Below are 26,965 nucleotides of genomic sequence, written 5' to 3' on the forward strand. Positions count from 1 at the left end.
GTGAGACGTGGGCTGGGCTGGCTCATAACCCGGAGGTCGCAGGTTCAAATCCTGCCCCCGCTACCAACGCGTCAGCGACAGAAGGCCCGGACCACTGGTCCGGGCCTTCTGCTGTGCCCTGGGACGTTTTCCGGTATGCCGCGCGGCTCAGCTGCGCGGCGCGGAGCTGACGCCGTCCCGTACTCCCTTTGCCTGATCACGGCTGCGTCCGGTGGATGGTGGCCCCGAGCGTCGCGGTGGCGAGTGCCACGACCGCGGCGGCGGCGAACGCCGCCGAGAACCCGTTCGCGCCGAGCATCCCGGCACCGGGGCTTCCGACGGAGAGGCCAATGGCGACGAAGGTGGCCGTTCCGAGCGCGGACCCTATCTGGGTGGCTGAGCCTGCGAGGCCGGATGCCAGCCCGGTGTGCGATGCCGGCGCGGCCGTGGCGATGACCATGGTGGTGGGTGTGAAGCTCATGGCCACGCCGATGGCGACGAGCAGGAGCCCTGGCAGGACTGCTGCCGCGTATCCGTCACCCAGTGGTGCGTTCGCGAGCCACAGGTGGCCGACGGCGAGGACCAGCAGGCCGGCGACGAGGGTGCGCTGTGGGCCGAGGGTGCGGAGGATGCGCGGCAGCAGGGTGAGTGAGAAGGCGAAGCCGGTCAGGGAGGTGGGGACCATGGCGATGCCGGCCTGCCGTGGGGCCATGCCGAGGGCCTGCTGGAGGTAGAGGGCGAGGAGGACGAAGGTGGAGGCTCGCGCGGCGCCACCGAGGACGGCGAGGGCGACGCCGGTGCTCAGGCTTCGGGACTGGAAGAGCTCGAGAGGCACGAGGGGGTCGCGGGTGCGGCTTTCCACGGCGATGAAGGCGGCGAGCAAGGCAGCGGACGCGCCGAGGCTTGCCAGGACGGACGGGGAGGTGAGGCCGCGTTCGGCGATGCCCAGCGCCCCGTGCACCACGGCGATGACTGCGCCGGTGATGGCGGCGGCGCCGTACCAGTCGAAGCCGCGGCGGGCGCCGTGTGCGCCTTCGGGGAGGACGTACCGGGGGAGGATGACGGCGGCGACGGAGACAGGCACCGTCACGAAGAACACCGAGGACCAGCCGAAGGTGCCGACGAGGAGGCCGCCGGCCATGACGCCGGTGGCTCCGCCCAGCGCTGAGGCGGCGCCCCAGATGCTCATGGCGCGGGCTCTTTGCTCTCCGGGGAACGTCAGCAGGAGCAGCGACATGGCGGCCGGGCTGAGTGCTGCGGCGCCTGCGCCTTGAACGACGCGACCGCCCATCAGGAGTCCTTGGTTGGTAGCGAACCCGGCCAGCAGGGTGCCAAGGGTGAAGAGCCCAGAGCCGACGACGAACAGGCGGCGCCGTCCGAACAGGTCAGCGGCACGCCCGGACAGGAGCAGCAGGCCGCCGAAGCGAGCACGTACGCGTTGACGACCCAGGTGATCGCGGTGGGGCTGAGCCCCAGGGCGCTCTGGACGGAGGGCAGGGCCACGTTGACGATGGAGGTGTCCAGCATGACGACGAACTGGGCGGACACCAACAGGCCGAGGGCGACCCAGCGGCGTTGACGGGCGCGGCGGTCCGCGACGGCTGCGGCAGTTGCGTTGGTGGGGTCTGCCGGGCGGGTGTTGGTTTGGAGGGCGGCGGACACGGTGGGCTCCTTGGGTGCGGCACGGGTTGTCGTGCACGTCCAAGGTGCCGCTGGGCCCTGGTGTTCGCGCCGGTGAAATGGCCGGGTTCTGGCCAGGTCATGAGGGTGCTGCGGGTCGGTGGCGGGGTCTGTTCGGCTCGTCGTGGGGTCGGTGGCGGGATTCGCCTGGTCAATCCCGGCTATTGCGCCGGGGTGATGGTTGCCGCCGTTGCCTACCGTCTGAGGGCAACAGCTCACTTCGGAGGAGACGACCATGAACGACATCGCCAGCAGTGCGAACGGACCGTTGGACGTGGTTGTGGTCGGCGCCGGTCAGGCGGGGCTTGCTATCGGGCACTACCTGGCGCGGAGCGGTCTGAGCTTCGTTCTGCTGGAGGCGGGTGCGGAGGTTGGTCAGTCGTGGCGGAACCGGTGGGATTCACTGCGGCTGTTCAGCCCGGCTCAGTTCGACTCACTGCCGGGGATGGCGTTCCCGGCCCCGGTGGACAGTCACCCGTCCAAGGACGACGTGGCCGACTACTTGGCCTCCTATGCGGAACGCTTCGACCTGCCGGTGCGGTTGAACTCGCCGGTGCTGCGAACGCGCCGCGAGCAGGACGGAACGTTCGTCGTGACGACGCCCGCCGGTGAGTTGCGTGCCCGGCAGGTGGTGGTGGCCACAGGGCCGTTCCAGAGCCCCCGGGTGCCCGCAGCCGCAAGCCAGCTGGACCCGCACGTGCAGCAGCTGCACAGTGCCGACTACCGCAACCCTGGCCAGCTGTCCGGGGGCCGGGTGCTGGTGGTCGGTGCCGCGAACTCCGGGCTGCAGATTGCGGAGGAGCTGGCACCGACATGCGCGGTGAGCGTGGCGGTCGGGTCGAAGCCGATGGCGCTGCCGCAGCGCGTCGCGGGCAGGGACTTGTTCTTCTGGCTGACGAAGGTTGGCTTCTTCACGGTGCCGGCGACCAGTCGTCTGGCTCGTCGGCTGCGCGCTCGGGGCGACCTGGTCATCGGCACCCGCAGCGCCGACCTGCGAAGGGCAGGTGTTGGTTTCCGGCCGCGGCTGACCGGTTTCACCGGGCAGGTCGCGCACTTCGCGGACGGCAGCACGATGGACGTGGATGCGGTCGTGTGGGCTACCGGGTTCGCGTCGGACTATTCGTGGCTGGAGGTGCCCGGCGTCGTCGTTGACGGGCAGGTCCGCCAGCACGAAGGTGTGACGCCGGTTCCGGGGCTGTTTTTCTTGGGGTTGCCGTGGCAGACGAGCCGGGGTTCGGCGTTGCTCGGGTTTGTCGGTGCTGACGCGGCCGTCCTGTCTGCGCGCATCGTCGGGGGTGTCGGCGCGGCGCCGGGAACGGCGGTCGTGCCCACAGCGTCCTGACCTGGACTGTGTCGGAGGGTCTGAGGCGCCCTGATGTGGCGTCCGCGGTGGCGTTGGTCAGGGTCTGCCAACTCCCCGGGAGGTGCGCCCGGCTGCTGCGGCGGTCGTTCGCTGCCACGGCAGAAGGGGTCGGCGACCCACGGCCGGCTGGCTACTTCACTCGGTGCCACTCGCCACCTCGTCGAACACATCGTGTGAGCAGATCAGTGTTCTGGTCGCGCGTCCGGACGTGCTGGCGCACCTACTGTCTCCTCGGCCACGGGTACTGCCCAGACCCGCCCACCAGGGCTGACCCCCGTGACAGGCGATCGAGTGCTGATAGCCGGCGGCTGGGTCGTGGGGTGGTTGCGACGCGAGACGGTGCCAAGCCCCGAACTCTGACGTGTAGAGCTACACCACGCCGGGCACCGTACGCTCACCCGATGTGACCTCTTCTGCTGCCGTTGCCGCCTGCGTTCTTCTGGGGGCTCTGGCGGTGTTTCAGGCCCTGTTGGTCTGCGGACTGCCTCTGGGCCGGTTCGCGTGGGGTGGTCAGCACGAGGTGCTCCCGACGCGGCTGCGGTTAGGCAGTCTCGTTTCCTTGTTCATCTACATCGTCATCGGTTGGGTGCTTCTCGCCAGGGCCGGTCAGGGCAGCGGAAGCCACGGCATCTTGGGCGTCGCGACGTGGGTCATCGCGGGCTTGTTCCTCCTCGGTACCGCGGGCAACCTGGCATCACGGAGCCGCCCAGAGCGCTTCGTCATGTCCCCGGCCGCAGCGTTGCTGTGCGCGCTCACCGTGGTTGTCGCCCTTCAGGATTGACTCGCAAGGTGCGCTACGCGCCTGCGGTGCGCCTTCAGGCGCTGGAGACCGAGCGCCTGCGTGCCCTGCGGAGCATCGTCGGCAAGCCTGCGGCAGCGACAATCAGCGACAGACCGAGCCCCACGAGCATCGGGATGCGGCTGCCAGCCTCGCCTTCCAGGCGCAGATGCGCGGTCGGGTAGTCGATCATCTTCGCCGCCGAGACCGCGGTCTGCCGTCCGGCGTGGGCGGCGAGGTACTCCAGGGCGCCGTCGAAACCTTGAGACGCATCACGTCCGTGAACGGCATCGACCGGTACGTCGTGCCGGTCCGCCCATGCCTTCAGTGTGGGGTCAAGGGTGGCGGTGCCGGCCGGTCCGGGGACGACCAACGTGGTTGGGGTGGGCCCGTCAGCGACAGTGTTCGTGTGCAGCACGAGGCCGTGCTTGGTGGTGACGGGGCCGGTGGCGCTGAGCGGGATGGGTCGGGCGGCGTAGGACACCTCGTACACCTCGAAGCTGCTGGCGACGTCGATTTCGCCGATGCCGTCAGCGAGCACGATGCCCAAGGTCGGGCGTCCCCACGGGATGACGGCATTCAGTCCGACGGGCAGGTCAGCGCTGGCGAAGGACTGCGTGGGGATGTCGGGCGACTGCGTCAGCGACCAGTTCGGATACCCGACCAGGCGGCCGACCCTGGTGGCTTCGTCACCTCCGGCGAGGTCGGCCATGACGCGTATCGCTCCGGGTATGCCGGACGTGACGCCGGCAGTGCTCGTGATGGACCCGTCCTGGACGAACCGGTTCCCGGCAACCCAGTCCACGCCCGGGTACCGCTTGGCGTAGGCGCCGAGCCGAGACCAGTGCGCAGTGGCGGTGCGTCCATCAAGGAGGCCGGCTGCAGCCAGGACTTCTGCCCCGTTGCACACGCTGAGGACGGGCACTCCCTCCGTGGCTCGCTCGGCGAGCCATGCCCGCATGGGCGCCTCGGTGGGTCCGTCGGCATCTGCGACGGCGGGTACGACGACCACATCCGGGCGGGGAGCCCGACCCGACGTGGTGTCGGCGAACGTGAACGTGGGCACGATGGCCGGGCCGCCCTGCGTAGGCTGCGCGCTGGAGCTGGCGGCGACCGTGTAGACGGAGAACTGCGGGGAGCTGGCGAACACCTCGTACGGGGCGAGGGCGTCGCTGCCGACGGTGCCGGACGCCCCGAGGACGACGGCGACCTTGATGGGGCCGTTCGATGATGGCTGGCTGACCGGAAGAGCTCCGACCGGGCGGGTGGCTGCTGGGGTGGTGGCCTGACTCGTGGTGACCCGAGCTCCGGCGGCGGCCAGGCCGGCCAGGGTGAGGATGGCGAGGGCGCTCGAGGAGGCGATGTGGCGGGCGCGGCGACCGGGTGTGCGCATGAGGGTTCGTCCGTTCGGGTCGGGCGGTGGTACCGCCGTGGCTTGGCGCTGGGTGGTGCGCGGTCGAGGTTTGGGGTCCGGAGCGGCCCGCCCGGTGGGGGCGGGCCGCTCCCCGGGCCGTCGCCACCGTGCAGGGGGGTTGGCGGCGGGGCCTCGGCGGTCACCCGGGAAGGGGGTTGAGGTGACCGGGAGCTCGGGTTGCTTCGTGGACGCTGTGGGGTCAGCGGGTGGGCAGCGGGCCGTGGGTGCGGGTAGCGGTCACGACGTCGGTGATGGCGGTGACCGTCTGGGCTGCACCGGTCGGGTCGGTCAGGAGCCCGACGTGTGACAGGTTCTCCACGGAGTGCCGGGGGTTGGTCGACAGGGCCGCCATCTGGTCCTGCGCGGTTCCCCAGCCGGGCTTGGAGTCGACGTTGTCCTTCGCGGTCAGCACGACCAGCGGGGTGTCCCCGACGGTGGTCAGTGCCTGCGCCTGACGAAACGCGACCGGGAGCGCGGCCTGGTCGGCGCGCGTGTTCGCCCACCCTCGCGGGCTGTTCGTGAACGCGGACACCTGCGCACCAGCATCGCCGGGAAGCGACGGGCCACCCATCGCGGTGAGGACGTGTCCGACCCCGAGCCGGAACAGGGTCGGTGCAACCGCAAGGGCGCGTCGCATGACCTGGTACTCACCGTTGAACGTCTTCACGAGCTCGACCTGGCGCGGGCTGGCGCTGTCGAGCAGGACGACACCGGCGACGTCGTTCGGGTACAGGTGGGTGTAGGTGAGGGCGTGGACGCCACCGCTGGAGTGCCCAGCGAGGACGAACGGGCCGCTCTCGCCGGCGGCGGCCAGGAGCTTGTGCAGGTCGGTTGCCGCGGTGGTGGCGTCGGCCGGGTTCGAGGAGTCGTCGCTCCAACCCTGTCCGGCCCGGTCGTACGCACAGACGCGGCTGGTTGCCGCAACGGTCGGCTGGACGCGTGCCCACAGCGGGGACGTCTCACCGAGACCGTTCAGCAGGACAACGGTCGGGGAACCGGTGCCGGTGCAGTTCAGGTGGAGGCGGTACCCGCCCACGTCGACGAGCTTGCCCGGCATCAGGCCAGCTTCGGTGGTGGGTGCCTTGGTCGTGGCCTGGTACAGGCCGCCGAGACCGGACAGGAGCATCGCGAGGGTGACCGGGTAGACCCACAGGCGGGCGCGGCCAGGGATGTCGTGGCGGGTGCGGCGCTCGATCCACACAGCCCCAGTCACCAGGGCAGGCGCCCACACCCACGCGAGGAAGGACATGGTCGGCTCTCCCGGGTTGACTGCTGCCAACACGACGCCGGCGGTCGCCATGACGGTGGCGGGCACGTACGCCCACCGCTGCGGGCGGGTCGTCTGGCGCGTCGTGAGAAAGGCGAGGATGGCCCACCCGGTGGCGAACGCGACCAGGGCGGCGCCGATGACGCGGGCCTCGGACGCGTCCGGTACGACACCGAAGACGAGTGCGGCGGCGCCGACCACGCCGGTGGCCATGGAGACGAAAGTGATGCGGCCCATCGGGCCGACCCGGGTGGCCGACGAGCTGGTCGCGACGTCGGTCGGGGTGGTGCGGGCGGTGGTGGTCATGGCGGTTTCCCCTTTCCTGGCCGTCCGGGAGTGGTCGGCCACAGGCACCACGGTCGCGGTGAACGGATGTGCTCGCCCCGGTCACATGGCCGGGATTGCCGCTCCTTGCTTGGTGCGTCATCGACGCCATGGACGGCGGGTTCCCGGCCTCTGTCCTGCGACTGTCGCCTCCACGCCCTGATGCCCGGGCCGCGGCCGCACCGGTTGCAGGCGGCATACGTCTCGGGGCAGAACCCGGTCACTTGACCGGGGCGAACCAACCGTCTCCTGCGTCAACCTCGAAGCAGACCAACGCTGTGAAGAAGGAGCGCCACCATGAACGCCGACACCCGAGTGGGAACGCACGCGTGGACGATGCGCACCGGCGGCCACCTGCAACCCGCGGACACCCGCCGACTGCTCGTCGACCTCGCCCGCGCCCACGCCACCAACGCCGTGGGTCGCCTTGCCCTGCTGACGCACCTGAACCCTGGCCGGAACGCGTACGTATCGCCCGCCCGCCTCGTTCCCCCGAGCTCGGCCTTGACGCGGGCAGCCACCGACGCCGCCACCAAGGTCCTGCCCACACCGCTGCTCAACCACAGCCAGCGCACCTACCAGTTCGGCCGCGCCATCGGCGAGCTCGAAGGAGTCGATGTCGACGCCGAGCTGCTGTACGCCGCAGCCCTGCTCCACGACACCGGCCTCGTCCTCGCCGACGGAGGCGACGACTTCACCCTCACCTCAGCTCGCATCGCCAGAGATGTCGCCGAACACGTCGGCCTGTCCACCGCCGCCACCGAAACCCTGCTGACCGCCATCACCATGCACCACAGCCCCCGCGTCACCCGCGACGCCGGCCCCGTCGCCTACCTGCTCTCCGCCGGCGCCGGTGTCGACGTCGTGGGCGTCCGCACCTGGCAGCTGCCGGCGGCCACCCTCACCGCCACCGTTCGCGACCACCCCCGCGACGGGTTCAAGAAGTACTTCACCCAGGCATGGGCGGACGAAGCAGCTCGCGTCCCACAGGGCCGCGCTCGCCTCCTACGCCGCTACGGCGCGTTCACCGCCGCCCTGTCACTCGCCCCGTTCGACGAATGAACCCCTCACCCCACCACCCACCCCGCAAGTAAGGACCCAGTGACATGAAAGCCATCGTGCAAGACCACTACGGAAACGCCTCCTCGCTCCGGTTCGACGACATCGCCCGCCCCGAAGTGGGCGACGACAAAGTGCTCGTCCAGGTCGTCGCCGCCGGCGTCGACCGCGGCGCCCTGCACTTCATGACCGGCCAGCCGTACCTCATGCGGCTCGGAACCGGGCTGCGAACCCCGCGAGTGCGCGTCCCCGGCGTCAGCTACGCCGGGCGCATCGAAGCCATCGGGTCGAACGTGACCGGGTTCGCCGTCGGCGACGAGGTCTACGGGGCCGCCCGCGGCACGTACGCCGAGTATGTGGTCGCGTCACCAACCAAGATGGCGCACAAGCCCGCCGAGCTCACGTTCGAGCAAGCCGCCGTGCTGCCCTACGCCACGTTCGCCGCACTCCATGCAGTCCAGGACCACGCCAAGGTGCAGCCGGGCGAACGCGTCCTGGTCGTCGGCGGCACCGGAGCCGTCGGCTCCATCGTCGTCCAAGCCGCCAAGGCAGCCGGCGCCGAAGTCACCGCAGTCACCGCAGTCACCGGACCCCGCAACCAGCAGACTGCCACCACTCTCGGCGCCGACCACGCCATCGACTACACCCAGGCCGACTTCACCGACGGCGCCCGCACGTACGACGTCATCATCGACGTGTTCGGGCGCACTGCCACCAGCCGACTACGCCGCGCCCTCACCCCCGGTGGCCGGCTCGTGATCGTCGGCGGCGAAGGCGACCGATGGGTCGGCGGCATCCAACGCCAGGCCGGCGCCGTGCTCCTCACCCCGTTCATCAGCCAAACGCTGCGAATGTTCGTCGCCAAGGAGAACACCGACACCCTCGAGCGCATGAACGACCTCCTCGCTGCGGGCAAGGTCCAGCCCCCGCAGATCCAGACCCACCAGCTGGTAGACGCAGCCAACGCAGTTGCCGCCCTGGAAGAGTCAGGAACACCGGGACGGCTCGTGCTCACCATCTGAGCGTGCGGTGGACGACTGGCGAGGCCCACAGCCGGGCCTCAACAACAACCGGATGCGCCAAACGTTGACGCGGGCCAGCGGTACGGTCGGCTCGTGCTACACGGCCGTGAGTCCGAACGCGCGCACCTTGCCGCCCTGGTGGACCAAGCGCGCGCGGGAACCGGTGCCGTTCTGGTGGTGCTGGGAGAGCCCGGCGTTGGCAAGACCGCCCTCCTGCGCGATCTGACCGCTGTGGGCGAGCCCGCTCAGGGTGGGACAACGCGGGTGCTGCGCACCGCCGGGGTGGAGTCCGAGTCCCCCTTGCCGTATGCCGCGCTGTTCCGCCTGCTGCGTCCCGTCACGGACTTCGACCGGCTCCCGGCTCCGCAGGCGAGAGCGTTGCGGGTCGCGTTCGGCCTCGAGGACGGACCCACCGTGGAGCCGTTCCTGGTCGGTGTTGCGACCCTGTCCGTGCTGACGGATGCAGCCGAACCAGACCAGCCGCTGCTGTGCGTGGTCGATGACGCGCACTGGCTCGACTCGGCGTCTGCGGACGCGCTGCTGTTCGCCGCCCGTCAGCTGGCCGCCGACCCCGTCGCCATGGTCTTCGCCGCCCGGACCGGTGACACCGCCGGACGAGCGTTCGCCGCTCCGGGGCTGCCCGTCCTCGAGGTCCGAGGTCTCGACGACACGGCGGCCCGCCAGCTCCTCGACGAACGCGGCGGCGACCCACTGCCCGGTGGCGTCGCCGAACGCCTCGTCCGCGACACCGGAGGAAACCCGCTCGCCCTGCTGGAGCTGCCCACCGGGCTCACCTCCGCCCAGCTGCACGGAGAGGAGCCGCTGCCGCAACAGCTCACGTTAACCGCCGGTGTCGAGCGCGCGTTCCTCGACCGGTGCCGTCGACTGCCCGAACAGGTCCAGACGCTGCTGCTGGTCGCCGCCGCCGATGCCACGGGCAGAGTCGCCACCGTCCGCCAAGCAGCAGCCACCCTCGGCGTCGACGCGACCGCGTGGACGGACGCCGAGAGGTCAAACCTGGTGACCATCACCGGCGACACCGTGTCGGTGCGGCACCCGTTGGTCCGATCGGCCGTGTACCAGGCAGCCACCAGCTACGAACAGCGACAGGTGCACCGCGCTCTGGCGGAGGCAGTAGGCGCCGACGACGCGGACCGCGCCACCTGGCACCGCGCCGCGGCCGCCGACGGACCCGACGTCGACGTCGCCGACGCCCTCCACGACGTCGCAGTGCGGGCCGAGCAACGCGGCGGTCACCTCGCTGCCGCCGACGCATTCGAACGCTCAGCCGCACTCACCGTCAGCGAGCCGGACCGCGCCACCCGTCTGTTCGGAGCCGCGCGCACCGCGTGGGCGGCCGGGCAAGCGGTCCGCGCGCGCACCCTCGCCTCCTCAGCTCGTGACCTCGCCTCTGACCCGTTACAGCGCGCAGACATCGACCGGCTCCGGGCCCGCATCGAGGTCAACGTCGGATCCGCCGTCGACGCGCATCGCATCTTCACCGTCGCGGCCCGAACCGTCGCCGACCACGACACCGGACGCGCCCTGGAGATGGCATGCGCCGCCGCCCTCAACCGCACCTACGGCGCCGACAGCGGAGCCACCCTTGGCACGGACGTCCTGACCCGACTGTTGACCCCGACCGAACAGGACACCCCGCGCACCACCTGCCTGCGACTCCTGCTCGCCACCCTGACCGCGTCCGGCGACCAGGACTGGGCCCGCGCCGCCCCCGCGCTCGAGCGGGCACTGGAGGCTGGACGAGAGGTCGAGGACCTGGACGTGATGGGCAACCTCGGCAACACCGCACTGCACCTCGGCCACGACGAAGGAGCTCGCTTCTACTACTCCGCCATGGTGGCCACCGCGCGGGAGGCCGGTGCCGGCATGGTCGTGCTCTACGCCTTGGAACGGCTCATGTTCGGCCAGTTCCCGACCGGCCCGTGGACCCTCATGCGGAGCTCGGTCGACGAAGCCCTGACACTCGCGCGCAGCGTCGGCCAGCCCACCCTGACCGCCGCACCCCTGGCCTGCCTGACCCTGCTGGCTGCCCTGACCGGCAGCGACGACTTCGACCAACACCTTGCTGCCCTCGAGGATGTCGCAGCCGCACACCCGTTGGGCATCATGACCGGCCCCACGCACGACGTCACCCGATGGGCCAAGGGCGCCCGCGCCGCCGCCCAAGGCGATGCGGCAGCAGCGCTGCACCACCTGTCCGGAATGCGAGTCCCAGCCCTGCACCGCCTCGCCGCCGTCGACCGACTCGAAGCAGCTGTCCGCGCCGGCGACACCGCCCAGGCTCTCGCGTGGGTGGACGAGCTCGCCCCGTTCGCCACCGGGACCGGGCACCCTTGGGCTCTGGGTGCAGTCGAGCTGGGGCGTGCCCTGACCTCCACCGACCCTGCCGACGCGACCGCGGCGTTCGAGCGGGCAGTCGGCCACTACCGACGCGCCGCACGGCCATATGACCTCGCGCGGGCCCAGCTCGCCTACGGAGAGTTCCTGCGCCGCACCAACCGCCGCGTGGACGCCCGCACCCACCTGCGGGCAGCGCTGGAGACCTTCACCGACCTGGGCGCCGTCCCGCTGGTCGAGCGCGCCACCCAAGAGCTCCGCGCCTCCGGCGAAACCGCCCGCAAGCGCGACCCGTCCACCCTGCTGGACCTGACGCCGATGGAGCTCAAGGTCGCCCAGCTGGTCAGCACCGGGCTGTCGAACAAGGACGTCGCCGCCCAGTGCTGGGTGTCACCCCGCACCGTCGCCTTCCACTTGCGCAACGTGTTCACCAAGGTCGGCGTCAGCTCGCGCACTGAGCTCGCCCAGCTCGACTTCAGCTGACGCTCGACGCGGTCCGGCTCGGGGGAGCCGCACCCCGGCTTGTCCCTGCACATCCCGGCCATTTGACCGGCGTGAACCCTCGGCACTCCGACGACGGTAGGTGTCACCATCGCAACCTCGGCGGTGGGACCAGAAGCAGAGCTTCACCGACACCGCCCAAGGAGTTGTCATGCACGCCAAGCCCGCCGCCGAACCGCTCGCGGTCCACACTCCCACGCCCACCGCACCCACACCGCATACCCCCAGCACCACCCACCACGAGCACGCACCCACCCCCGCCCAACACGGGGACCCGGACGACGGCCCGCGCAAGTCCTGGGTCGTCCTGGCCCTGGCCCTCGCCGCCCAGATTCTCGTCGTCCTCGACATCTCCGTAGTCAACACCGCCCTACCGTCCATCGGACGCGACCTGCACCTGGACGGGTCCGACATGCAGTGGGTCGTCACCGCGTACCTGATGATGTCCGGTGGCGGGCTGCTGTTCGGTGGCCGCATCGCGGACCTGCTGTCGCGCAAGTGGGTGTTCCTGACGGGACTGACCATCTTCACCATCGCGTCCATCGTCAGCGGATTCGCCGGCAGCGCAACCGAGCTCATCGCCGCGCGCGCCGGCCAAGGGCTGTCCGCTGCCCTGATGACCCCGGCCGCGCTGTCCATCATCATGACCACGTACTCCGGCGCGCAGCGCCGCCTCGGACTCACGCTGTGGGGTGCCGTGGGGTCGCTCGGCGTCGCCGCCGGAGTCCTGCTCGGCGGTGCCCTCACCACCTGGGCCGGCTGGCAGACCATCTTCTTCATCAACGCCCCCATTGGCGCCGCCGCACTTCTGATCGGCCTCAAGGTCATCCCCGCCGCCACGACCTCGCGGGTCACCCTCAAGCAGTTCGACGTCGCGGGTGCCGTCACCGTCATCGGCAGCCTCGCCGCCCTCATCTACGGGCTCGGCGCCACCGAACAGCACGGCTGGCTCTCCGCCCGGGTACTCGTCGCGTTCGCCGTCTCGGCGGTCCTCGCGGTCGCGTTCAAGGTCCGGGAGAACAAGGCCGCGAACCCGCTCGTCCCGCCGCACACGTGGAAGGTGACGTCGCTCGTGTCCGGCACCACGGTCATGCTCGGCGTCACCGGCATCCTGGTCGGGACCGTATTCCTGGCCTCCATCTTCGTCCAGACCGTGATGGGCTACTCCGCCATCCGGGCAGGCGTCGCGTTCGTCCCGTTCGCCCTGGCCATCACTCTTGGCACCGTCGTGGCAAGGCACGCCATGGCTCACGGCACTCCGCGTGCCATCGCGGCCATCGGTCTCGTCGTCGTGGCTGGTGGTGCGGTCCTGCTCGCGCAGGCGTCAGCCGGTTCCGCCTTCGCCACCGGCGTCCTGCCCGGCCTGGCCATCATCGGCCTGGGCGTCGGCATGGTCTTCGCCCCAGTGTCCGTGACGGCGATGGCTGGCATCCCCTCCCAGCACGCCGGTCTGGCGTCCGGGTTCCTCATGACCGGACACGAGGTCGGTGCCGCCCTGGGCGTTGCCGTCCTGTCCGCCGTCGCCAGCACGGCCGGCAGCCTGGCCAGCGCGGCCGGCGTCGTGAACGGGTTCGGTCGCGGGTTCCTCGCAGCCGCAGGCATCGCCATGGTGCTCGCCGCCTTCGCCTACCTGAGGATGCCCGCCACCCGCGTCGAGGGCGGCGCAGGAATGCACATGCACCACTGAGCCGTCGTGCTGTGAGAGAAGGCCCGGACCACTGGTCCGGGCCTTCTCCTGTGCCACGTGGTGCAGGTATGCCGCGTGGCTGGGCAGTGCCCTGATGGCATGACTTCCTCCCTGCGGGAGTCATGCCACCACCTGCAGGCCTCACGCCACCGCGGGCAGCCGCTCTGCCAGGAAGTGGCGCAGCGTCTCGCGGTCTCGCTCGTCGTACTGGCCCGGCCCGGCCACCAGGGCTGTCAGGCCGCTGGGCCGCAGCACGTGCATCCCGCCGACCTCGAGGTCGGCCACCGCCAGGGGCAGCAGGCCGTCGACGAAGCACAGGGCTCCGGTCACCGGCACATCGTCGATTCCCGCGGCCAGCAGGATCAGTCGCAGCACCTCGACGCGCTGAGCCACCGCCCTGACGGCTGCGGTCATGACCCGACCTCCGACCACGAGGTCGTCGGTGTCGGCGTCGGACTCGGCCGCCGGACGCACCTCGATGGAGGCGTTCTTGAAGTGCAGCGCGTCGATGACGTAGACACCGCTGGCGCCGACCGCGATGTGCTCGATGGGGCCACGGCGACCGGGCACCCGCCGGTTGTGCAGAGACACCACGCCCTTGGTGTCAGCGGCCTCCAGGAGGGTGCGCACTGCCGCGTGCGACTTGCTGACCCGTGGCTGGGCCTGCTGGGTCCGGAAGGTTCGCACCGTCATCAGGCGGCTGAACAGACCTGCCCGCCGGCGGGGCGCCGCGGCCGGCATGCTCAGGTCCTGCGCCGCGGCAGCCTCGTGCCGTGACCGGCGCGTCTGCGTCTCCGCGATCTTCTCGGCGACCGACGGGGCGGCGGCTGAGGTGACGGCCGGACTGACAGGCGGGGTGACAGCCGGGGCGGCCGGGATGACAGCCGGAGCGGCCGAGGGGGCAACCGGCGAGGCAACCGGCGAGGCTGCAGGCGGGGTGGCAGGCGGGGCCGCTGGCGGAGCCGACGGGCGTGGCCGCGCGAGGAACGCCGCGGGTGCCGCGACTGCGGGGCCGGCGAGGTCGGCATCCGGCGCGGCCTCGACCCGGGGCTTGCGCCGCGGCAGGACGATCAGCTGCTCGGGCGGCGCCGCGTCCGTCCCCTCGAGGGGAGCCGGCCGGGAGAGCGGGGTCGACGACCACTCGGTCGGCACGTGGAGGATGTCGGGCGCCGAGGAGCGCCGCGTGGGTGCCGACCCGCCGCGGAGGGCCTCCAGCGTCGCCGCGATGACCAGCTCGTCCGCGGTCCAGCTCGCAGGCAGCACGGCGGAGCTCGCCCGTGGGGCGTCACGGTGTTCGCGCCCGGCTGGCTCGTTCGCCAGGCAGGTCAGGCACACGACTCGCTCCTGCGGCGGGACATACCCTGCCCGCTCGCCCGCAGCGACGAGCTCCCCACAGCCGCACACTCCGGCGCGTTCCAATCTGACAATCTCAGGCACCATGGCGCCTACCCCCTTGGGTTCGAGGTTGCCAATGTGACACCCGACAGCATCACCACGCGTGTGTTTGCGTTCGATCTGGGCAGATTTGGGTACGGCACTCGTATACGTTTGGACTAATCAGGTAAGGACTTGCCCATTTCCCTCGCGCTGCGCCAAGCCTGGCCGTACAATGGCCCGGCGCCAAGGGCTCATTGTCTCTTCCGTCCCTCAGGCCCCACCGCTACCAGGTGACTTCCTTGCACCCGGTGTGCGTGTCCGGCTCCACCTGAAGGGTGGCGTGCTCGACACCGAACTGGCTTCGCATCACCTGCATGGCCTGGTCCAGCACCCCGTGCGAGTCGGCGTGTTCCGCGGTGACCAGGTGGGCGGTCGCGACGTTCATGCCCGAGGTCAGGGTCCAGACGTGCAGGTCGTGGACGTCGCGCACCCCGGGGACGCCGGCGAGGGCCGCGGCAACGGTGTCGGCGTCCATGCCCGCCGGGGCGTGCTGCCCGAGGACCACCATGACCTCACGGCCCAGCATGACCGCTCGGACGGCCACGAAGGACGCGATGGCCAGCGCGATCCCGGTGTCCCACCACGCGCTCCCCGTCGCGGCGACCAGGACGCCGGCGGCGATGACGCCCACCGAACCAAGCGCGTCGGCCACCACCTCGAGGTAGGCGCCCTTGACGTTCAAGGACTCCGCGGCGCCGCCGCGCAGCAGCGTCAGGCAGACCAGGTTGACGACCAGTCCGACCGATCCGACGACGAGCAGCGGCGCCGACGAGATCTCGACCCCCCCGCCGACCCGCCGGATCGCCTCGAGGCCGATGTAGGCGGAGACACCGAGCATCAGCAGGACCGCCAGCCCGGAGGCGAAGACCTCGGCACGGTAGGACCCGAACGTCCGTCGACCGGTGGTGTCGGGTCGTGCCGCGATCCGCGTCGCGACGAGCGCCGCTCCCAGCGCGACGACATCGGCAGCCATGTGACCGGCATCGCTGAGCAGCGCCAAGGACCCGGAGACGAGCCCGGTGACCAGCTCGACGACGAAGAAGCCGGCCACGAGGACGAACGCGGTGCGCAGCCGCCAGCGGTGGGCCGCGCCCGGGTGACCGTGCGGGGGACCGTGCCCGGGACCGTGCGAGTGGCCGCTCACGACGTCACGTCAGCGCCGGAGGCTGCGGTGGGCTCGCTCACGCAGCGCATGTCCCGATCGTACGTCACCGCGCGCGAGCCGGGCCCGGTGCTGGACGGTATGCCCTGTCGACGGCACGGCGTTCGCCGCGCGCCCGCACCGGGAGGTACTATCGACCTGTTCCGGCTCCCGGCCGTACCGCAACTCTGGCAACACCGCAGCTCTGGCAACTACTGAGCTCGAAGCCTGGCGGACCTCGATCCGTGGTCGTCGGTTGCATGCGTGGGCGAGCCGTCGGGGTCGGCGCGCCGATCTGTTCCAGCACCGCATACCGCGGAGCAGGCGGTCCTCCGGGTCCGCTCGGTTCGGCGTCCCACACCGCCCCGGCCGCGCGACTGCGCTGCACATGTCGTTCCGCTCGGCCCGCTCGTCGCGGGCATCCTGAGGAGGAGTTCTTGGCTCAGCGAGGCCAGCGCCAGTCAGGCGCCCAGCGCACCCAGCGACGCGGTCGCCCCCTCGACAACGAGGGGATCATCCCCGTGCTGGCGCGCGCCGTGCGAGAGGTCGAGGCCGACGCACAGCGAGGCCGCGTCAAGCCCGCCGGACGGGTGAAGTTCCAGGTCATCGGCCTCCTGGTGCGTGAGGAGCGCGCCCGGGTCAAGGCCGACCCCACCGCTACCACGGCCGAGCGTGAGGCCCAGCTGAAGCGGCTCGACGGTGTCGCGACGATCCTGGCCAAGACCGCAGCGAGGGACACCTCCTTGCTCGCCCTGCTCGCCGAGGACGCCGTCGTCAGCCAGACGGCAGCGGAGCTGCGGCGTGACATGGTGCGGGCCGCCGGCCTGGAGCCGGAGCCTGAAGAGGTCGAGCCGGAGGCAGCTGCGGGCACGGCTGCCCCAGCCGAGCGTCGCGCGGTGCCGCAGTCGGTCGTCGCCCGCCAGCTCGCCAATCCGTTCCTCGCTCCCGACTTCAGCGCCGTCGCGCCTCGCAAGCCCACGACGGGTCGACTGGCCAGCTGGGAGCTCCTCGGTCCGCTCTTCAGGGCCTTCGAGTACGGCGGGGACTCGTCCTGCATGTCCCTGCCGGAGCCGGTCAGCGTCCTGCGTGGGGCCGGTGAGCTCCAGCTCATGCACCACCAGGGCCAGGTCGTCGCGGCTGCGGCAGCCGGGCACCGCAGCTTCCTGCTCGCCGACGAACCCGGCCTGGGCAAGACGGCGCAGGCGCTGCTGGCCGCCCAGGCCGCGAACGCATACCCGCTGCTGGTCGTCGTGCCCAACGTGGTCAAGGCCAACTGGGCCCACGAGGCCGAGCTCTGGACCCCGGGCCACCCCGCCACCGTGATCCACGGCAACGGTGACAACATCGACGGTTTCGCCGACATCGTCGTGGTCAACTACGAGGTCCTCGACCGCCACGTCGGATGGCTCGGCGACCTCGGGTTCCGGGGGATGGTCGTCGACGAGGCGCACTTCATCAAGAACAAGACCTCGCAGCGCTCCCAGCACGTCCTGCAGCTCGCGGAGCGGATCCGCACCCGCACCCCCAACCCGTTGCTCATGGCCCTCACCGGCACCCCCCTCATCAATGACATCGAGGACTTCAAGGCCATCTGGCAGTTCCTCGGCTGGATCGAGGAGAAGAAGCCGCGGCACGCGCTGATGGCCGCCCTCGAGGAGACCGGTCTGACCCCGGCCGACTCCGGCTTCTACGCCGCCGCTCGCACCAGCGTCATCGACCTCGGCATCGTCCGTCGTCGCAAGGTCGACGTGGCCGCGGACATCCCCGCCCGCCGCGTGGCTGACCTGCCGGTCGAGCTCGACGACGATGCCGGACGGTCCATCCGGGCCGCGGAGCAGGAGCTCGCGCGTCGCCTCGTCAAGCGCTACCGCGCCGCACTCGAAGCCCGCACGTCCGGAGTCGTCGTCGAAGGCATCGACCACGACCTCGTGCGCCGGGTGGCGACCTGGGAGCGAGAGGAGGGCAGCAAGGCCAAGTCCGGCGACAACGTGTTCACCGTGATGCGCCGGATCGGTCAGGCCAAGGCCGGGCTCGCCGCCGACTACGCGGGACAGCTCGCCCGGAGCGTCGGCAAGGTCGTCTTCTTCGCCAAGCACATCGACGTCATGGACGTCGCCGAGGAGACGTTCGCCCGGCGAGGGGTCAGGTACTCCTCGATCCGCGGCGACCAGACCCCCAAGGTGCGCAAGGCCAACATCGACGCCTTCGTCAACGATCCCGACGTCGCCATCGTCGTCTGCTCCCTCACGGCCGCCGGGGTGGGACTCAACCTGCAGGTCGCCTCCAACGTGGTGCTGGCCGAGCTGTCGTGGACCGCCGCCGAGCAGACCCAGGCCATCGACCGGGTCCACCGCATCGGTCAGGACGAGCCGGTCACCGCCTGGCGGATCATCGCCGCCCAGACGATCGACGCCAAGATCGCGCAGCTGATCGACAGCAAGGCGGGGCTCGCGGCGCGCGCCCTCGACGGCTCCGACGAGGAGGTCGGCTCCTCGGCGGACGTGCAGCTCGAGGCTCTCGTGGCGCTGCTCACCGACGCCTTGGCCGCCGAGCTCGAGGTCGACGCAGGGCTTGACGAAGTCACGGAGCAAGGGCCCGACGGCGACCTCCTGACCACGGCGCTCGCGCACGAGGCCGCGGCGCCGGTTCCGACCATTGACCTGTTCTCAACGAGCGAGATGTCGGCCACTCAGTGACCGCGTCCGGTCGACGAAACCCTGGGCGGGCCAACGGTCCTGCGTGACCTGGCCGCCCCTGACCGACGCGGTCATCCCGACCGGACCTGACGGCAGGACGTTTCACTTCCCACAGATGCAGAGGTATGCCGGGTGGTGTCAGCCGGCGTCGGCGGTGCGCAGCCCCTCTGCCAGGCCGTGGGCCGCCGCCGTCACGGCGTGGCCCAGGGCGATGGTGCCCTGACCCACCTCGAACTGGGCGCCTCCGCCCACGTGCACGCTGAGGCGCGGCCGAGCGGCGTGGAGAGCCGCCACGGTCTCCCGCACGGCCAGGACGTCCGTGGCGGTCGGGACCCCGATGACGACGGCGCTGGGGTCGTGGTGCTTGACGACGGCCACCCAGTGCTGCGCGGGCAGGTCGGCGCCGAGGTAGACGACCTCGATCCCCGCGCGGCGCAGGAGGACGGAGAAGGCAAGGATGCCGAGCTCGTGGTGTGACCCGCGGGCCAGGCCGACGGCGACGCGTGGGCCGCCCGACGCCGGGGGAGTGGCCTCCATCGCGGCTCCCAGCTTGCGGTGCAGGGTGGCGCTCACGACGTGCTCCCCGGCGACGTCCACGCGCCCGGCCTTCCACTGGTCCCCGAGCATCTGGAGGGCGGGCATCAGCCAGGTGTCCACGACCTGTTCGAGGGTTCCCGCCGCGAACGCCCGGTCGACAGCCTCGCCCACGGCTGCTGGGTCCATCTCGGCGGCCCCGCGGGCGAGCGCGGTGACATCCCAGGCTCCACGCGTCACCGGTGCGTCCGGGTCCGGGGCCGGTCCCGCGCCCTCGTGGTCCCCGCCCGCGTCGTACGCCTTGGAACCCTTCGAGCCCTTGGACGCCTTGGCGCCCCTGGAACCCGGCGCGCTCTCGGCCCCGTCGGGGCCGACCTGGTCGGTGTCGGTGAGGTACGCCTCCCACGGTTGGTGCTGCTCGTCGTCGGGGGAGTCGTTGCCGTCGGAGCGCAGGTGCTCAGCCGCCTGGCGCGGCGACCAGCCGGCGGCGACCAGGGCGGACATCGCCCGGAGCAGCTGCAGCCCACGCTCGTCATACAGGCGGTAGCCACCCTCGGTGCGGACCGGTGTGACCAGGCCGTAGCGCCGCTCCCAGGCGCGCAAGGTGGCGGACGGTACGCCGGTCAGGCGAGCTGCGTGCCCAATCGTGTACACGCTGGCAGCGTCCCACACCGCGGGTGGGCGGCGTCCCGGATCGGCCCCGAGCAGGGCGAAATCGTTGTGCAAACCATGGACAACAACCGCCGATCGTCGCCGTCCCGGTGACAGGATGTCGCCATGAGCGAGCCGGTCCTGCCGCAGGTGGCGCCGGGCCGGATCGTCGGCGTCGACGTGGCACGGGCGCTCGCGCTCCTCGGGATGATGGCGACCCACATGCTCCCCGGCATCGAGGGCACCCACGTCCCCTGGCCACAACAGCTGGCGGGAGGACGTGCGTCGGCCCTTTTCGCCGTCCTCGCCGGGGTCAGCGTGGCGTTGGTCAGCGGGCGCACGAGTCCGGTGCGAGGACGTGCTCGGTATGCCGCGTCCATCCGCCTCGTCGTCCGTGCCCTCTTCATCGGCGCGCTGGGCCTCCTGCTGGGACTCGTGCCCTCGGGCATCGCGGTGATTCTGGCGTTCTACGCCGTGCTGTTCCTGCTCGGCCTTCCGTTCCTCGGCCTGCGGGCCCCCGCCCTGGCCGCGCTCGCCGTCATGTGGGCCCTCGTGGCGCCCGCTGCCTCCCTCGTGGTGCGGCCGCACCTGCCGGAACACGTCGTCGGCAGCCCCACGCCGACGGCCCTGACGTCACCCCACCTGCTGCTCAACGAGCTCCTCCTCGTCGGCTACTACCCGGCCGTCGTGTGGCTCGCCTACCTCTTCGCCGGGATGGCGATGGGCCGAGTCGACTTGCGACGCAAGGGAGTAGGCCTGTGGCTCCTCGCAGTCGGGGTGGTGCTGGCGGTGGCGGCGACCGTGGTCTCCAGGGCGCTTCTGGCCCGTCCGGACGCCGCAGCCGCGCTCGCATCGACCTATCCCGACGCGTCGGTCGGCTCGGACCCGGCCGCCCTGCACGCTGTCCTCACCCATGGCCTGCACGGCACGACGCCCACGGGGTCGTGGTGGTGGCTCGCCACCGTGGCGCCGCACTCCGGCACGCCCCTCGACCTCGCGCAGACCATCGGGAGCGCGATGGCCGTGCTCGGGCTGTGTCTGCTCGTGACGAGGGTCCAGCCCCGGGTGTGGGCGGCGGCCTTCGGCGCGGGCGCCATGACCCTGAGCCTCTACACCCTCCACGTGCTCCTGATGGGACGCGGCTGGTGGCCCGACCTCGAGACGCCCGACAGCTACGACGACCAGGTGCTCATCGTCCTGGGCATCGGAGCGGTCCTGGCCCTGATCCCCCTGCGGGGCCCGCTCGAGACCGTGGTGTCCCACCTCTCCCGCGCCGCGGCGGCGCCGTTCGGCGAGCCGGACCGCGAACCCAGCCCCGCGGCATACCGGCGACCGCGGCGGTGACCCAATCCACCGGGTCGGGCGCGCCGAATCACTGTCGACCCGTCACCCAGAACGGATGGACCACCATGCCTGCACCACGCCGCGCCGTCATCGGCAGCGGGATCGCCGGACTCGCCGCTGCGCACGTGCTCAGCACGCGCGGCCCGGTGACGCTGTACGAAGCCGACGCCCGCCTCGGCGGCCACGCCGACACCCACGAGGTGCAGGTGGACGGCCGGACGATCGGCGTCGACACCGGCTTCATCGTGCACAACGACCGGACGTATCCCACCCTGCTGCGCCTGTTCGCGGAGCTCGACATCGCGACGCAGGAGTCGGACATGAGCATGTCCGTGCGCGACGACGAGACAGGCCTGGAGTATGCCGGGGCGCGGGCCGCCCGAGGCCTGTTCCCGCGGGTGCGCAACCTGACCGATGTGGCCTACCTGCGCATGCTCACGGAGGTGAAGAAGTTCCACCGCGAGGCGCGGAGCGTGCTTGCCCGCGAAGCCACCGACGCGGGACGCGACGAGACCCTCGGTTCCTTTGCCGCGCGCTGTGGCTTCAGCGCCTACTTCACCCGCCACTTCCTCGAGCCGGTCGTGGCAGCGGTCTGGTCGTGCGACCCGTCGGACTCGCTGGAGTACCCGGCCCGCTACCTCTTCGAGTTCCTCGACCACCACGGGATGCTCACCGTCTTCGGCTCGCCGACGTGGCGCACCGTGACCGGCGGTTCCCAGCGCTACGTCGAGGCGCTGGCCGCCGGGATCGCCGACATCCGGCTCTCGACCCCGGTGCGCTCCGTCGTCGAGACTCCTGACGGGGTCGTCGTGACGGACGCCCAAGGCCTCAGCGAGACCTTCCACTCCGTGGTGATCGCCGCCCACCCGCACCAGGCGCTGGCCATGCTGGCCGAGCCGTCGCAGGGACAACGCGACGTCCTGGGCGCGATCCGCTACTCGACCAACGTCGCCCAGCTGCACACGGACGAGTCGGTGCTGCCCAGGTCCACCGGGGCGCGCGCGTCGTGGAACTACTGGCGTCGAGCCGGGGCGGAGGGGACCGGCGTGCTGGTCACCTACGACCTCAGCCGCCTGCAACGGCTCGACGTGCCGGACCGCCGCTTCCTCGTCACCCTGAACGGCGTGGACTGCGTGGACCAGGGCCTGGTCATCGACACCATGCACTACGAACACCCGCTCTACACGCCGGAATCCGTTGCAGCACAGCGCCGGCTGCCCGAGATCAACACCAGTCGGGTCGCCTTCGCCGGCGCCTACCACGGCTGGGGTTTCCACGAGGACGGCGCGCGTTCGGGCGTTGCCGCTGCCGCGGCCCTTGGAGTCCTCTGGCCCGCCGGTGACGCCGCCGCTGACGCCGCCGCTGACGCCGCCGCTGACGCCGCCGCTGACGCCGCCGCTGACGCCGCCGCTGACGCCGCCGCTGACGCCGCCAGTGACGCCGTCGACAGCGAGATCGCCGTCGAGGTCGCCGACCTCGAGGACGTGGGTGCTCGATGAAGGCCTCGCCCTCGACGCGCATCTACGCGACCTCGATCATCCACACGCGCACCTCGCCGGTCCGGCACCGGTTCACGAACCGCAGCCACACCTGGCTGGTCGACCTGGACGACCTGCCGCGCCTGGGCATGCTCGGCGGGCTCGCCAGCTTCGAGTCGCGTGACCACCTCGGCGCGCCGGAGCGCAGCCTGCGCGAGAACCTCGACACCTTCCTCGCCACCCAGGGCGTGGACCTCGGCGGTGGTCAGATCCTCATGCTGACGATGCCCCGCGTCCTCGGCACGGTGTTCAACCCGATCAGCGTCTACTGGTGCCACACGGCGGACGGCAGGCTCGCCTGCAACGTCGTCGAGGTCCACAACACCTACGGCGACCGGCACGCCTACCTCGTGAACGCCGATGAGAACGGTCACGCCGAGGTCGACAAGGCGCTCTACGTCAGCCCGTTCAACGACGTGTCCGGAAGCTATCGGCTGACCATCCCGATGCCCCGCGACAAGGTCCACGTGCGCGTCGTCCTCGACCGTCCCGACCAGGACCCGTTCGTGGCCGGCTTGCGCGGACGGGCGCTGCCCGTGCGGACGAGCACGGTCGTGAGGCTCGCCCTGACCCAACCACTCGAACCCCTTGCCGTCGCAGCGCGAATCCGCTGGCACGGCATCCGCCTGTGGTTGCGCCGCCTGCCGGTGCAGCCACGCCCTTCCCACCACCAGGAGGCAGTCCAGTGACCACCGCCACCGCAGGCCTGTCCACCCGGCCTGCCATCGACGCCAGCCGCTGGCCCGACCTGACCGCCCGGCGCGCCAAGGTGCGCCAAGCCGTCGAGGGCGCCGTCGCCCGCCGCATCTTCCTGTCCGCGGCCCGGCGACTGCCGGTCCGCATCCAGCTCGGTCGCGAGGCGATCGTGGGCGGGGCCGCCACCGACCCGCAGGCACCCCTGATGGTCCTCGACCGCCCGGACGCGTTCTTCGCAGCGCTCGGGGCGGGGGGCCTCATCGGCTTCGGCGAGTCCTACATGGCCGGCGACTGGCACGCCGACGACCTGGGCGGTCTGCTCGAGGTGTTCGCCGCCCAGATGGGCACCCTGATCCCCGAGCCCCTGCAGAAGCTCCGCGCCTTCTACGTCGCCCGGGCCCCGCACACCGAGCGGAACACGACGCAGAACACGCGCACCAACATCGCCCGGCACTACGACCTGTCCAACGACATGTTCGCCACCTTCCTCGACGCCACGCTGAGCTACTCCTCGGCCCTCTTCGCCGGTGACGAGCAGTCCGGCCGCCCGGTCGCGGGGGAGCGGGTCACCACCAGCACCCCAGCCCTGGCGCCCACCTGGGACCAGCTCGCTGACGCCCAGCGGCAGAAGGTCGACCGCATGCTCGACTCCGCCGGGGTCGCGGAAGGGACCCGCGTGCTGGAGATCGGCACGGGCTGGGGTGAGCTCGCGATCAGGGCTGCGGCCCGGGGTGCCACCGTTGTGTCGGTGACGCTCTCGAGTGAGCAGCAGGCGCTGGCGCGGGAGCGCATCGCAGCAGCCGGCTTCAGCGACGCCGTGTCGGTGGAGCTGCTGGACTACCGCCTCGTCGAGGGTGAGTTCGACGCCGTCGTGTCGGTCGAGATGATCGAGGCGGTCGGGCACCAGTACTGGGGGGAGTACTTCCGCAAGATCGACAGCGTGCTGGCCCCCGGCGGCAAGGTCGCCGTCCAGGCGATCACCATGCCGCACGACCGGATGATGGCCACGAAGTACACCTACACGTGGATCAACAAGTACATCTTCCCCGGCGGCTTCCTGCCTTCGACCGAGGCGATCGTCGACGTCAACCGCGAGCACACCTCACTCCACGTCAGCGAACGGTTGTCCTTCGGGCAGCACTACGCCGAGACGCTGCGGCTGTGGGACGAGCGCTTCCTAGCGTCGCTCGACCGGGTGCGCCAGCTGGGTTTCGACGAGGTGTTCGACCGCATGTGGCACTTCTACCTCGAGTACTCGCGGGCGGGCTTCCGCTCGGGATACCTCGACGTCCAGCAGCTGGTGCTGGAGCGCGAGGGCGACCGATGACGACCGTCTACCGGGTCGAGAACCCCACTGTCAGCAAGGCATCCGGCGTCGCCGCCGAGCTCGCCACGGCGTTGGCACCGTTCGTCGGCGGCGACCTGCCCGTGCGCCTCACGGCATGGGACGGGAGCGAGGCCGGCCCCGCCGACGCGCCGCACGTGACCCTCCGCTCACCGCGCGCCCTGCGCCGCCTGCTGCGCCACCCCGGTGAACTCGGAGCGGCCCAGGCCTACGTCACCGGTGAGCTCGACGTCGAGGGCGACCTCGACGCAGCCCTCACGCACGTGTGGTCCGTGGCGCAGCAGCGCCGGCTCAGCGGCATACGTCCCACGCCCGCGGCCATCGCCGCCGTGCTCAAGGTCGCCCGGGGAGCTGGCGCGCTCGGGCTTCCGCTGCCGGCACCCGCCAGCCAGGCGGTGCTGAAGGGACGGCTGCACAGCGTCGGACGCGACCGTCAGGCGATCCACCACCACTACGACCTCTCCAACGACTTCTACAGCCTCATCCTCGACCCGCACCTGGCCTACTCGTGTGGCTACTGGCGTTCCACCGCAGCCGACTACACCGTCGAGGACGCGCAGCGCGACAAGTTCGAGCTCGTCGGGCACAAGCTCGGTCTGCGCCCCGGGTCGACCCTGCTCGACGTCGGCTGTGGCTGGGGCTCGATGAGCCTGTATGCCGCGGAGCACTTCGGCGCGCAGGTCACCGGGGTGACCATCGCGGCCGAGCAGAAGAAGTTCATCGACGCGCGGATCGCCGAGCGGGAGCTGCAGGACCGGGTGGAGATCCGGCTCCAGGACTACCGCGAGGTGCAGGACGAAGGCTTCGACGCCGTCGTGTCCCTGGAGATGGGCGAGCACGTGGGGCAACGCAACTACGCGACGTATGCCGCGGTGCTGCACGACCGCGTCCGTCCCGGTGGGCGCGTCCTCGTGCAGCAGATGTCCCGCCGTGGGCGCCATCCCGGTGGAGGCCCCTTCATCGAGTCCTTCATCGCCCCCGACATGCACATGCGTCCGGTGGGCGAAACCGTTGACCTCATTGAGGGTTCGGGTCTTGAGGTGCGCGACGTGCATGCCCTGCGCGAGCACTACGTTCGCACGGTGGCCGCGTGGCACCGCACCTTCGAGGACAACTTCGACCAGGTCGTCGCCCTCGTCGGCGAGGAGGTGGCCCGCGTCTGGCGGCTCTACCTCGTCGGTGGGGCGATGGCCTTCCGCGACGGCCGGATGGGTGTCGACCAGATCCTCGCGGTGCGGCCCGACCACGGAGAGTCCCAGCTGGAGCCGGTGCGTCCGGCGCAGTGGTCATGATGTCCGAGACCTCGAACTTCCTTGTGGTGACGGCCTTTTCGCTGCTCGCCGTGGTGCTGCTCATGGCGGTGACCGCGGTCGAGGGCCACCGACAGGGCCGGGTCAGCGTCGTCGACACGACGTGGGGGCTGGGCTTCGTCGTCGTGGCCGCCGTTGCGGCCGTCGTCGGTGACGGCGCTGGTTGGCGTCGCCTGGCCCTGCTCCTCGTGGTGTCCGTCTGGGGCCTGCGGCTGGCGTGGCACATGCACCGGCGCAACAGCGGCAAGGGCGAGGACCCGCGCTACGCGCAGATGCTGGCGCAGGAGAAGGGCAACCCCACGTGGGTGGCCATCCGCAAGGTGTATGCAATCCAGGGGCTCGCGGTGTGGTTCGTCTCGCTCCCCATCCAGGTCAGCGCGGCCAGTGGCCGGGGCGTGGTCCCCGTGGCGGTCCTGGGACTCCTGGTCTGGTTCGTGGGAGTCACCTTCGAGTCGCTGGGGGACAAGCAGCTGAAGGACTTCAAGGCCGACCCTGCCAACAAGGGGAAGGTCATGGACCGCGGCCTCTGGTCCTGGACCCGGCACCCCAACTACTTCGGTGACTCGTGCGTCTGGTGGGGGATCTGGCTGGTCACGGCCAGCGCCTGGCCGGGCGTCCTCACCGCGCTGTCTCCCGTGGCGATGACCTACTTCCTCGTCTTCGCGACCGGGGCCCGGCTCCTCGAGCAGCACATGGCCGAACGGCCCGGCTACGCCGAGTACCAGCAACGCACCAGCTACTTCCTGCCGCGCCCACCCCGACGCCCATCCCGACGCTGACGACGTCAGACAGGACCACTCGGGGCCAAACGCGCGCAAACCCGGATCCGAGCGGCTACTGT

General features: G+C 71.1%; 20 protein-coding genes. 13 read left to right on the forward strand and 7 right to left on the reverse strand.

Features of this window, described 5'->3' with window-relative positions:
* Positions 1-196: 196 nt before the first annotated feature.
* On the reverse strand, positions 197-1,384 hold the full coding sequence (locus AC1DWP_RS18200) for an MFS transporter (RefSeq protein WP_477615992.1): 1,188 nt from the start codon (positions 1,382-1,384) through the stop codon (positions 197-199).
* Positions 1,270-1,641 (reverse strand): hypothetical protein, encoded by a 372-nt coding sequence (locus AC1DWP_RS18205; protein WP_477615998.1) that lies wholly within the window; start codon positions 1,639-1,641, stop codon positions 1,270-1,272. The genes AC1DWP_RS18200 and AC1DWP_RS18205 overlap by 115 nt, the downstream gene beginning before the upstream one ends.
* A gap of 253 nt (positions 1,642-1,894) precedes the next feature.
* On the opposite strand from AC1DWP_RS18205, the gene AC1DWP_RS18210 reads away from it, so the two are divergent.
* Together AC1DWP_RS18210 and AC1DWP_RS18215 are read left to right on the forward strand one after the other, a co-directional pair.
* On the forward strand, positions 1,895-3,001 hold the full coding sequence (locus AC1DWP_RS18210; protein ID WP_477615899.1) for a flavin-containing monooxygenase: 1,107 nt from the start codon (positions 1,895-1,897) through the stop codon (positions 2,999-3,001).
* Positions 3,002-3,425: 424 nt separating this feature from the next.
* On the forward strand, positions 3,426-3,803 hold the full coding sequence (locus AC1DWP_RS18215) for a hypothetical protein (protein WP_477615900.1): 378 nt from the start codon (positions 3,426-3,428) through the stop codon (positions 3,801-3,803).
* A 34-nt stretch (positions 3,804-3,837) separates the two neighbouring features.
* Here AC1DWP_RS18215 and AC1DWP_RS18220 read toward each other — a convergent pair whose 3' ends face one another.
* Together AC1DWP_RS18220 and AC1DWP_RS18225 are read right to left on the reverse strand one after the other, a co-directional pair.
* Entirely contained in the window at positions 3,838-5,193 is a 1,356-nt protein-coding gene (locus AC1DWP_RS18220; RefSeq protein WP_477615901.1) for a DJ-1/PfpI family protein, read from the reverse strand.
* A gap of 220 nt (positions 5,194-5,413) precedes the next feature.
* Entirely contained in the window at positions 5,414-6,787 is a 1,374-nt protein-coding gene (locus AC1DWP_RS18225) for an alpha/beta fold hydrolase (protein WP_477615902.1), read from the reverse strand.
* Between the two features lie 315 nt (positions 6,788-7,102).
* Here AC1DWP_RS18225 and AC1DWP_RS18230 point away from each other — a divergent pair, with 315 nt between their 5' ends.
* The 4 genes from AC1DWP_RS18230 (at position 7,103) to AC1DWP_RS18245 (ending at position 13,432) form a co-directional block, all read left to right on the forward strand.
* Positions 7,103-7,867 carry an HD domain-containing protein gene (locus AC1DWP_RS18230; RefSeq protein ID WP_477615903.1) on the forward strand — a complete coding sequence of 255 codons (765 nt, stop codon included), beginning with the start codon at positions 7,103-7,105 and terminating at the stop codon, positions 7,865-7,867.
* A gap of 44 nt (positions 7,868-7,911) precedes the next feature.
* Entirely contained in the window at positions 7,912-8,886 is a 975-nt protein-coding gene (locus AC1DWP_RS18235) for an NAD(P)-dependent alcohol dehydrogenase (protein ID WP_477615904.1), read from the forward strand.
* A 93-nt stretch (positions 8,887-8,979) separates the two neighbouring features.
* Positions 8,980-11,727: a helix-turn-helix transcriptional regulator gene (locus AC1DWP_RS18240; RefSeq protein WP_477615905.1), complete on the forward strand. Its 2,748-nt coding sequence runs from the start codon at positions 8,980-8,982 to the stop codon at positions 11,725-11,727.
* Positions 11,728-11,896: 169 nt separating this feature from the next.
* Positions 11,897-13,432 carry an MFS transporter gene (locus AC1DWP_RS18245; protein ID WP_477615906.1) on the forward strand — a complete coding sequence of 512 codons (1,536 nt, stop codon included), beginning with the start codon at positions 11,897-11,899 and terminating at the stop codon, positions 13,430-13,432.
* 141 nt (positions 13,433-13,573) lie between these two features.
* On the opposite strand, the gene AC1DWP_RS18250 is transcribed toward AC1DWP_RS18245, so the two are convergent.
* Both AC1DWP_RS18250 and AC1DWP_RS18255 read right to left on the reverse strand, forming a co-directional pair.
* Entirely contained in the window at positions 13,574-14,869 is a 1,296-nt protein-coding gene (locus AC1DWP_RS18250; protein WP_477615907.1) for a nuclease-related domain-containing protein, read from the reverse strand.
* A 223-nt stretch (positions 14,870-15,092) separates the two neighbouring features.
* A complete protein-coding gene (locus AC1DWP_RS18255; RefSeq protein ID WP_477615908.1) occupies positions 15,093-16,013 on the reverse strand; it encodes a cation diffusion facilitator family transporter in 921 nt (306 codons plus the stop codon).
* Positions 16,014-16,447: 434 nt separating this feature from the next.
* On the opposite strand from AC1DWP_RS18255, the gene AC1DWP_RS18260 reads away from it, so the two are divergent.
* Positions 16,448-18,706, forward strand: a complete 2,259-nt coding sequence (locus tag AC1DWP_RS18260; protein WP_477615909.1) for a DEAD/DEAH box helicase — start codon at positions 16,448-16,450, stop codon at positions 18,704-18,706.
* A 138-nt stretch (positions 18,707-18,844) separates the two neighbouring features.
* Here AC1DWP_RS18260 and AC1DWP_RS18265 read toward each other — a convergent pair whose 3' ends face one another.
* Positions 18,845-19,894, reverse strand: a complete 1,050-nt coding sequence (locus AC1DWP_RS18265; RefSeq protein ID WP_477615910.1) for a MerR family transcriptional regulator — start codon at positions 19,892-19,894, stop codon at positions 18,845-18,847.
* 123 nt (positions 19,895-20,017) lie between these two features.
* Here AC1DWP_RS18265 and AC1DWP_RS18270 point away from each other — a divergent pair, with 123 nt between their 5' ends.
* From AC1DWP_RS18270 to AC1DWP_RS18295, 6 genes are all read left to right on the forward strand, one after another.
* On the forward strand, positions 20,018-21,235 hold the full coding sequence (locus tag AC1DWP_RS18270; RefSeq protein WP_477615911.1) for a heparan-alpha-glucosaminide N-acetyltransferase domain-containing protein: 1,218 nt from the start codon (positions 20,018-20,020) through the stop codon (positions 21,233-21,235).
* Between the two features lie 65 nt (positions 21,236-21,300).
* Positions 21,301-22,734, forward strand: a complete 1,434-nt coding sequence (locus AC1DWP_RS18275; RefSeq protein ID WP_477615912.1) for an NAD(P)/FAD-dependent oxidoreductase — start codon at positions 21,301-21,303, stop codon at positions 22,732-22,734.
* Positions 22,731-23,462 (forward strand): DUF1365 domain-containing protein, encoded by a 732-nt coding sequence (locus AC1DWP_RS18280; RefSeq protein ID WP_477615913.1) that lies wholly within the window; start codon positions 22,731-22,733, stop codon positions 23,460-23,462. Before AC1DWP_RS18275 ends, AC1DWP_RS18280 begins: the two co-directional genes overlap by 4 nt.
* Positions 23,459-24,796 (forward strand): class I SAM-dependent methyltransferase, encoded by a 1,338-nt coding sequence (locus AC1DWP_RS18285; protein WP_477615914.1) that lies wholly within the window; start codon positions 23,459-23,461, stop codon positions 24,794-24,796. The genes AC1DWP_RS18280 and AC1DWP_RS18285 overlap by 4 nt, the downstream gene beginning before the upstream one ends.
* Positions 24,793-26,106 carry a class I SAM-dependent methyltransferase gene (locus AC1DWP_RS18290; protein WP_477615915.1) on the forward strand — a complete coding sequence of 438 codons (1,314 nt, stop codon included), beginning with the start codon at positions 24,793-24,795 and terminating at the stop codon, positions 26,104-26,106. Before AC1DWP_RS18285 ends, AC1DWP_RS18290 begins: the two co-directional genes overlap by 4 nt.
* Positions 26,106-26,903 carry a DUF1295 domain-containing protein gene (locus tag AC1DWP_RS18295; protein WP_477615916.1) on the forward strand — a complete coding sequence of 266 codons (798 nt, stop codon included), beginning with the start codon at positions 26,106-26,108 and terminating at the stop codon, positions 26,901-26,903. The genes AC1DWP_RS18290 and AC1DWP_RS18295 overlap by 1 nt, the downstream gene beginning before the upstream one ends.
* Positions 26,904-26,965 lie beyond the last annotated feature (62 nt).

The organism is Pedococcus sp. P2_F6 (assembly GCF_056403675.1).

Bases quoted from the DNA above. Each gene is read 5' to 3' on its own strand.
- AC1DWP_RS18295 (WP_477615916.1), top strand. From the start codon at position 26,106: ATGTCCGAGACCTCGAACTTCCTTGTGGTGACGGCCTTTTCGCTGCTC.
- AC1DWP_RS18220 (WP_477615901.1), bottom strand. From the start codon at position 5,193: ATGCGCACACCCGGTCGCCGCGCCCGCCACATCGCCTCCTCGAGCGCC.
- AC1DWP_RS18270 (WP_477615911.1), top strand. From the start codon at position 20,018: ATGAGCGAGCCGGTCCTGCCGCAGGTGGCGCCGGGCCGGATCGTCGGC.
- AC1DWP_RS18225 (WP_477615902.1), bottom strand. From the start codon at position 6,787: ATGACCACCACCGCCCGCACCACCCCGACCGACGTCGCGACCAGCTCG.
- AC1DWP_RS18275 (WP_477615912.1), top strand. From the start codon at position 21,301: ATGCCTGCACCACGCCGCGCCGTCATCGGCAGCGGGATCGCCGGACTC.
- AC1DWP_RS18230 (WP_477615903.1), top strand. From the start codon at position 7,103: ATGAACGCCGACACCCGAGTGGGAACGCACGCGTGGACGATGCGCACC.
- AC1DWP_RS18280 (WP_477615913.1), top strand. From the start codon at position 22,731: ATGAAGGCCTCGCCCTCGACGCGCATCTACGCGACCTCGATCATCCAC.
- AC1DWP_RS18210 (WP_477615899.1), top strand. From the start codon at position 1,895: ATGAACGACATCGCCAGCAGTGCGAACGGACCGTTGGACGTGGTTGTG.
- AC1DWP_RS18235 (WP_477615904.1), top strand. From the start codon at position 7,912: ATGAAAGCCATCGTGCAAGACCACTACGGAAACGCCTCCTCGCTCCGG.
- AC1DWP_RS18245 (WP_477615906.1), top strand. From the start codon at position 11,897: ATGCACGCCAAGCCCGCCGCCGAACCGCTCGCGGTCCACACTCCCACG.
- AC1DWP_RS18290 (WP_477615915.1), top strand. From the start codon at position 24,793: ATGACGACCGTCTACCGGGTCGAGAACCCCACTGTCAGCAAGGCATCC.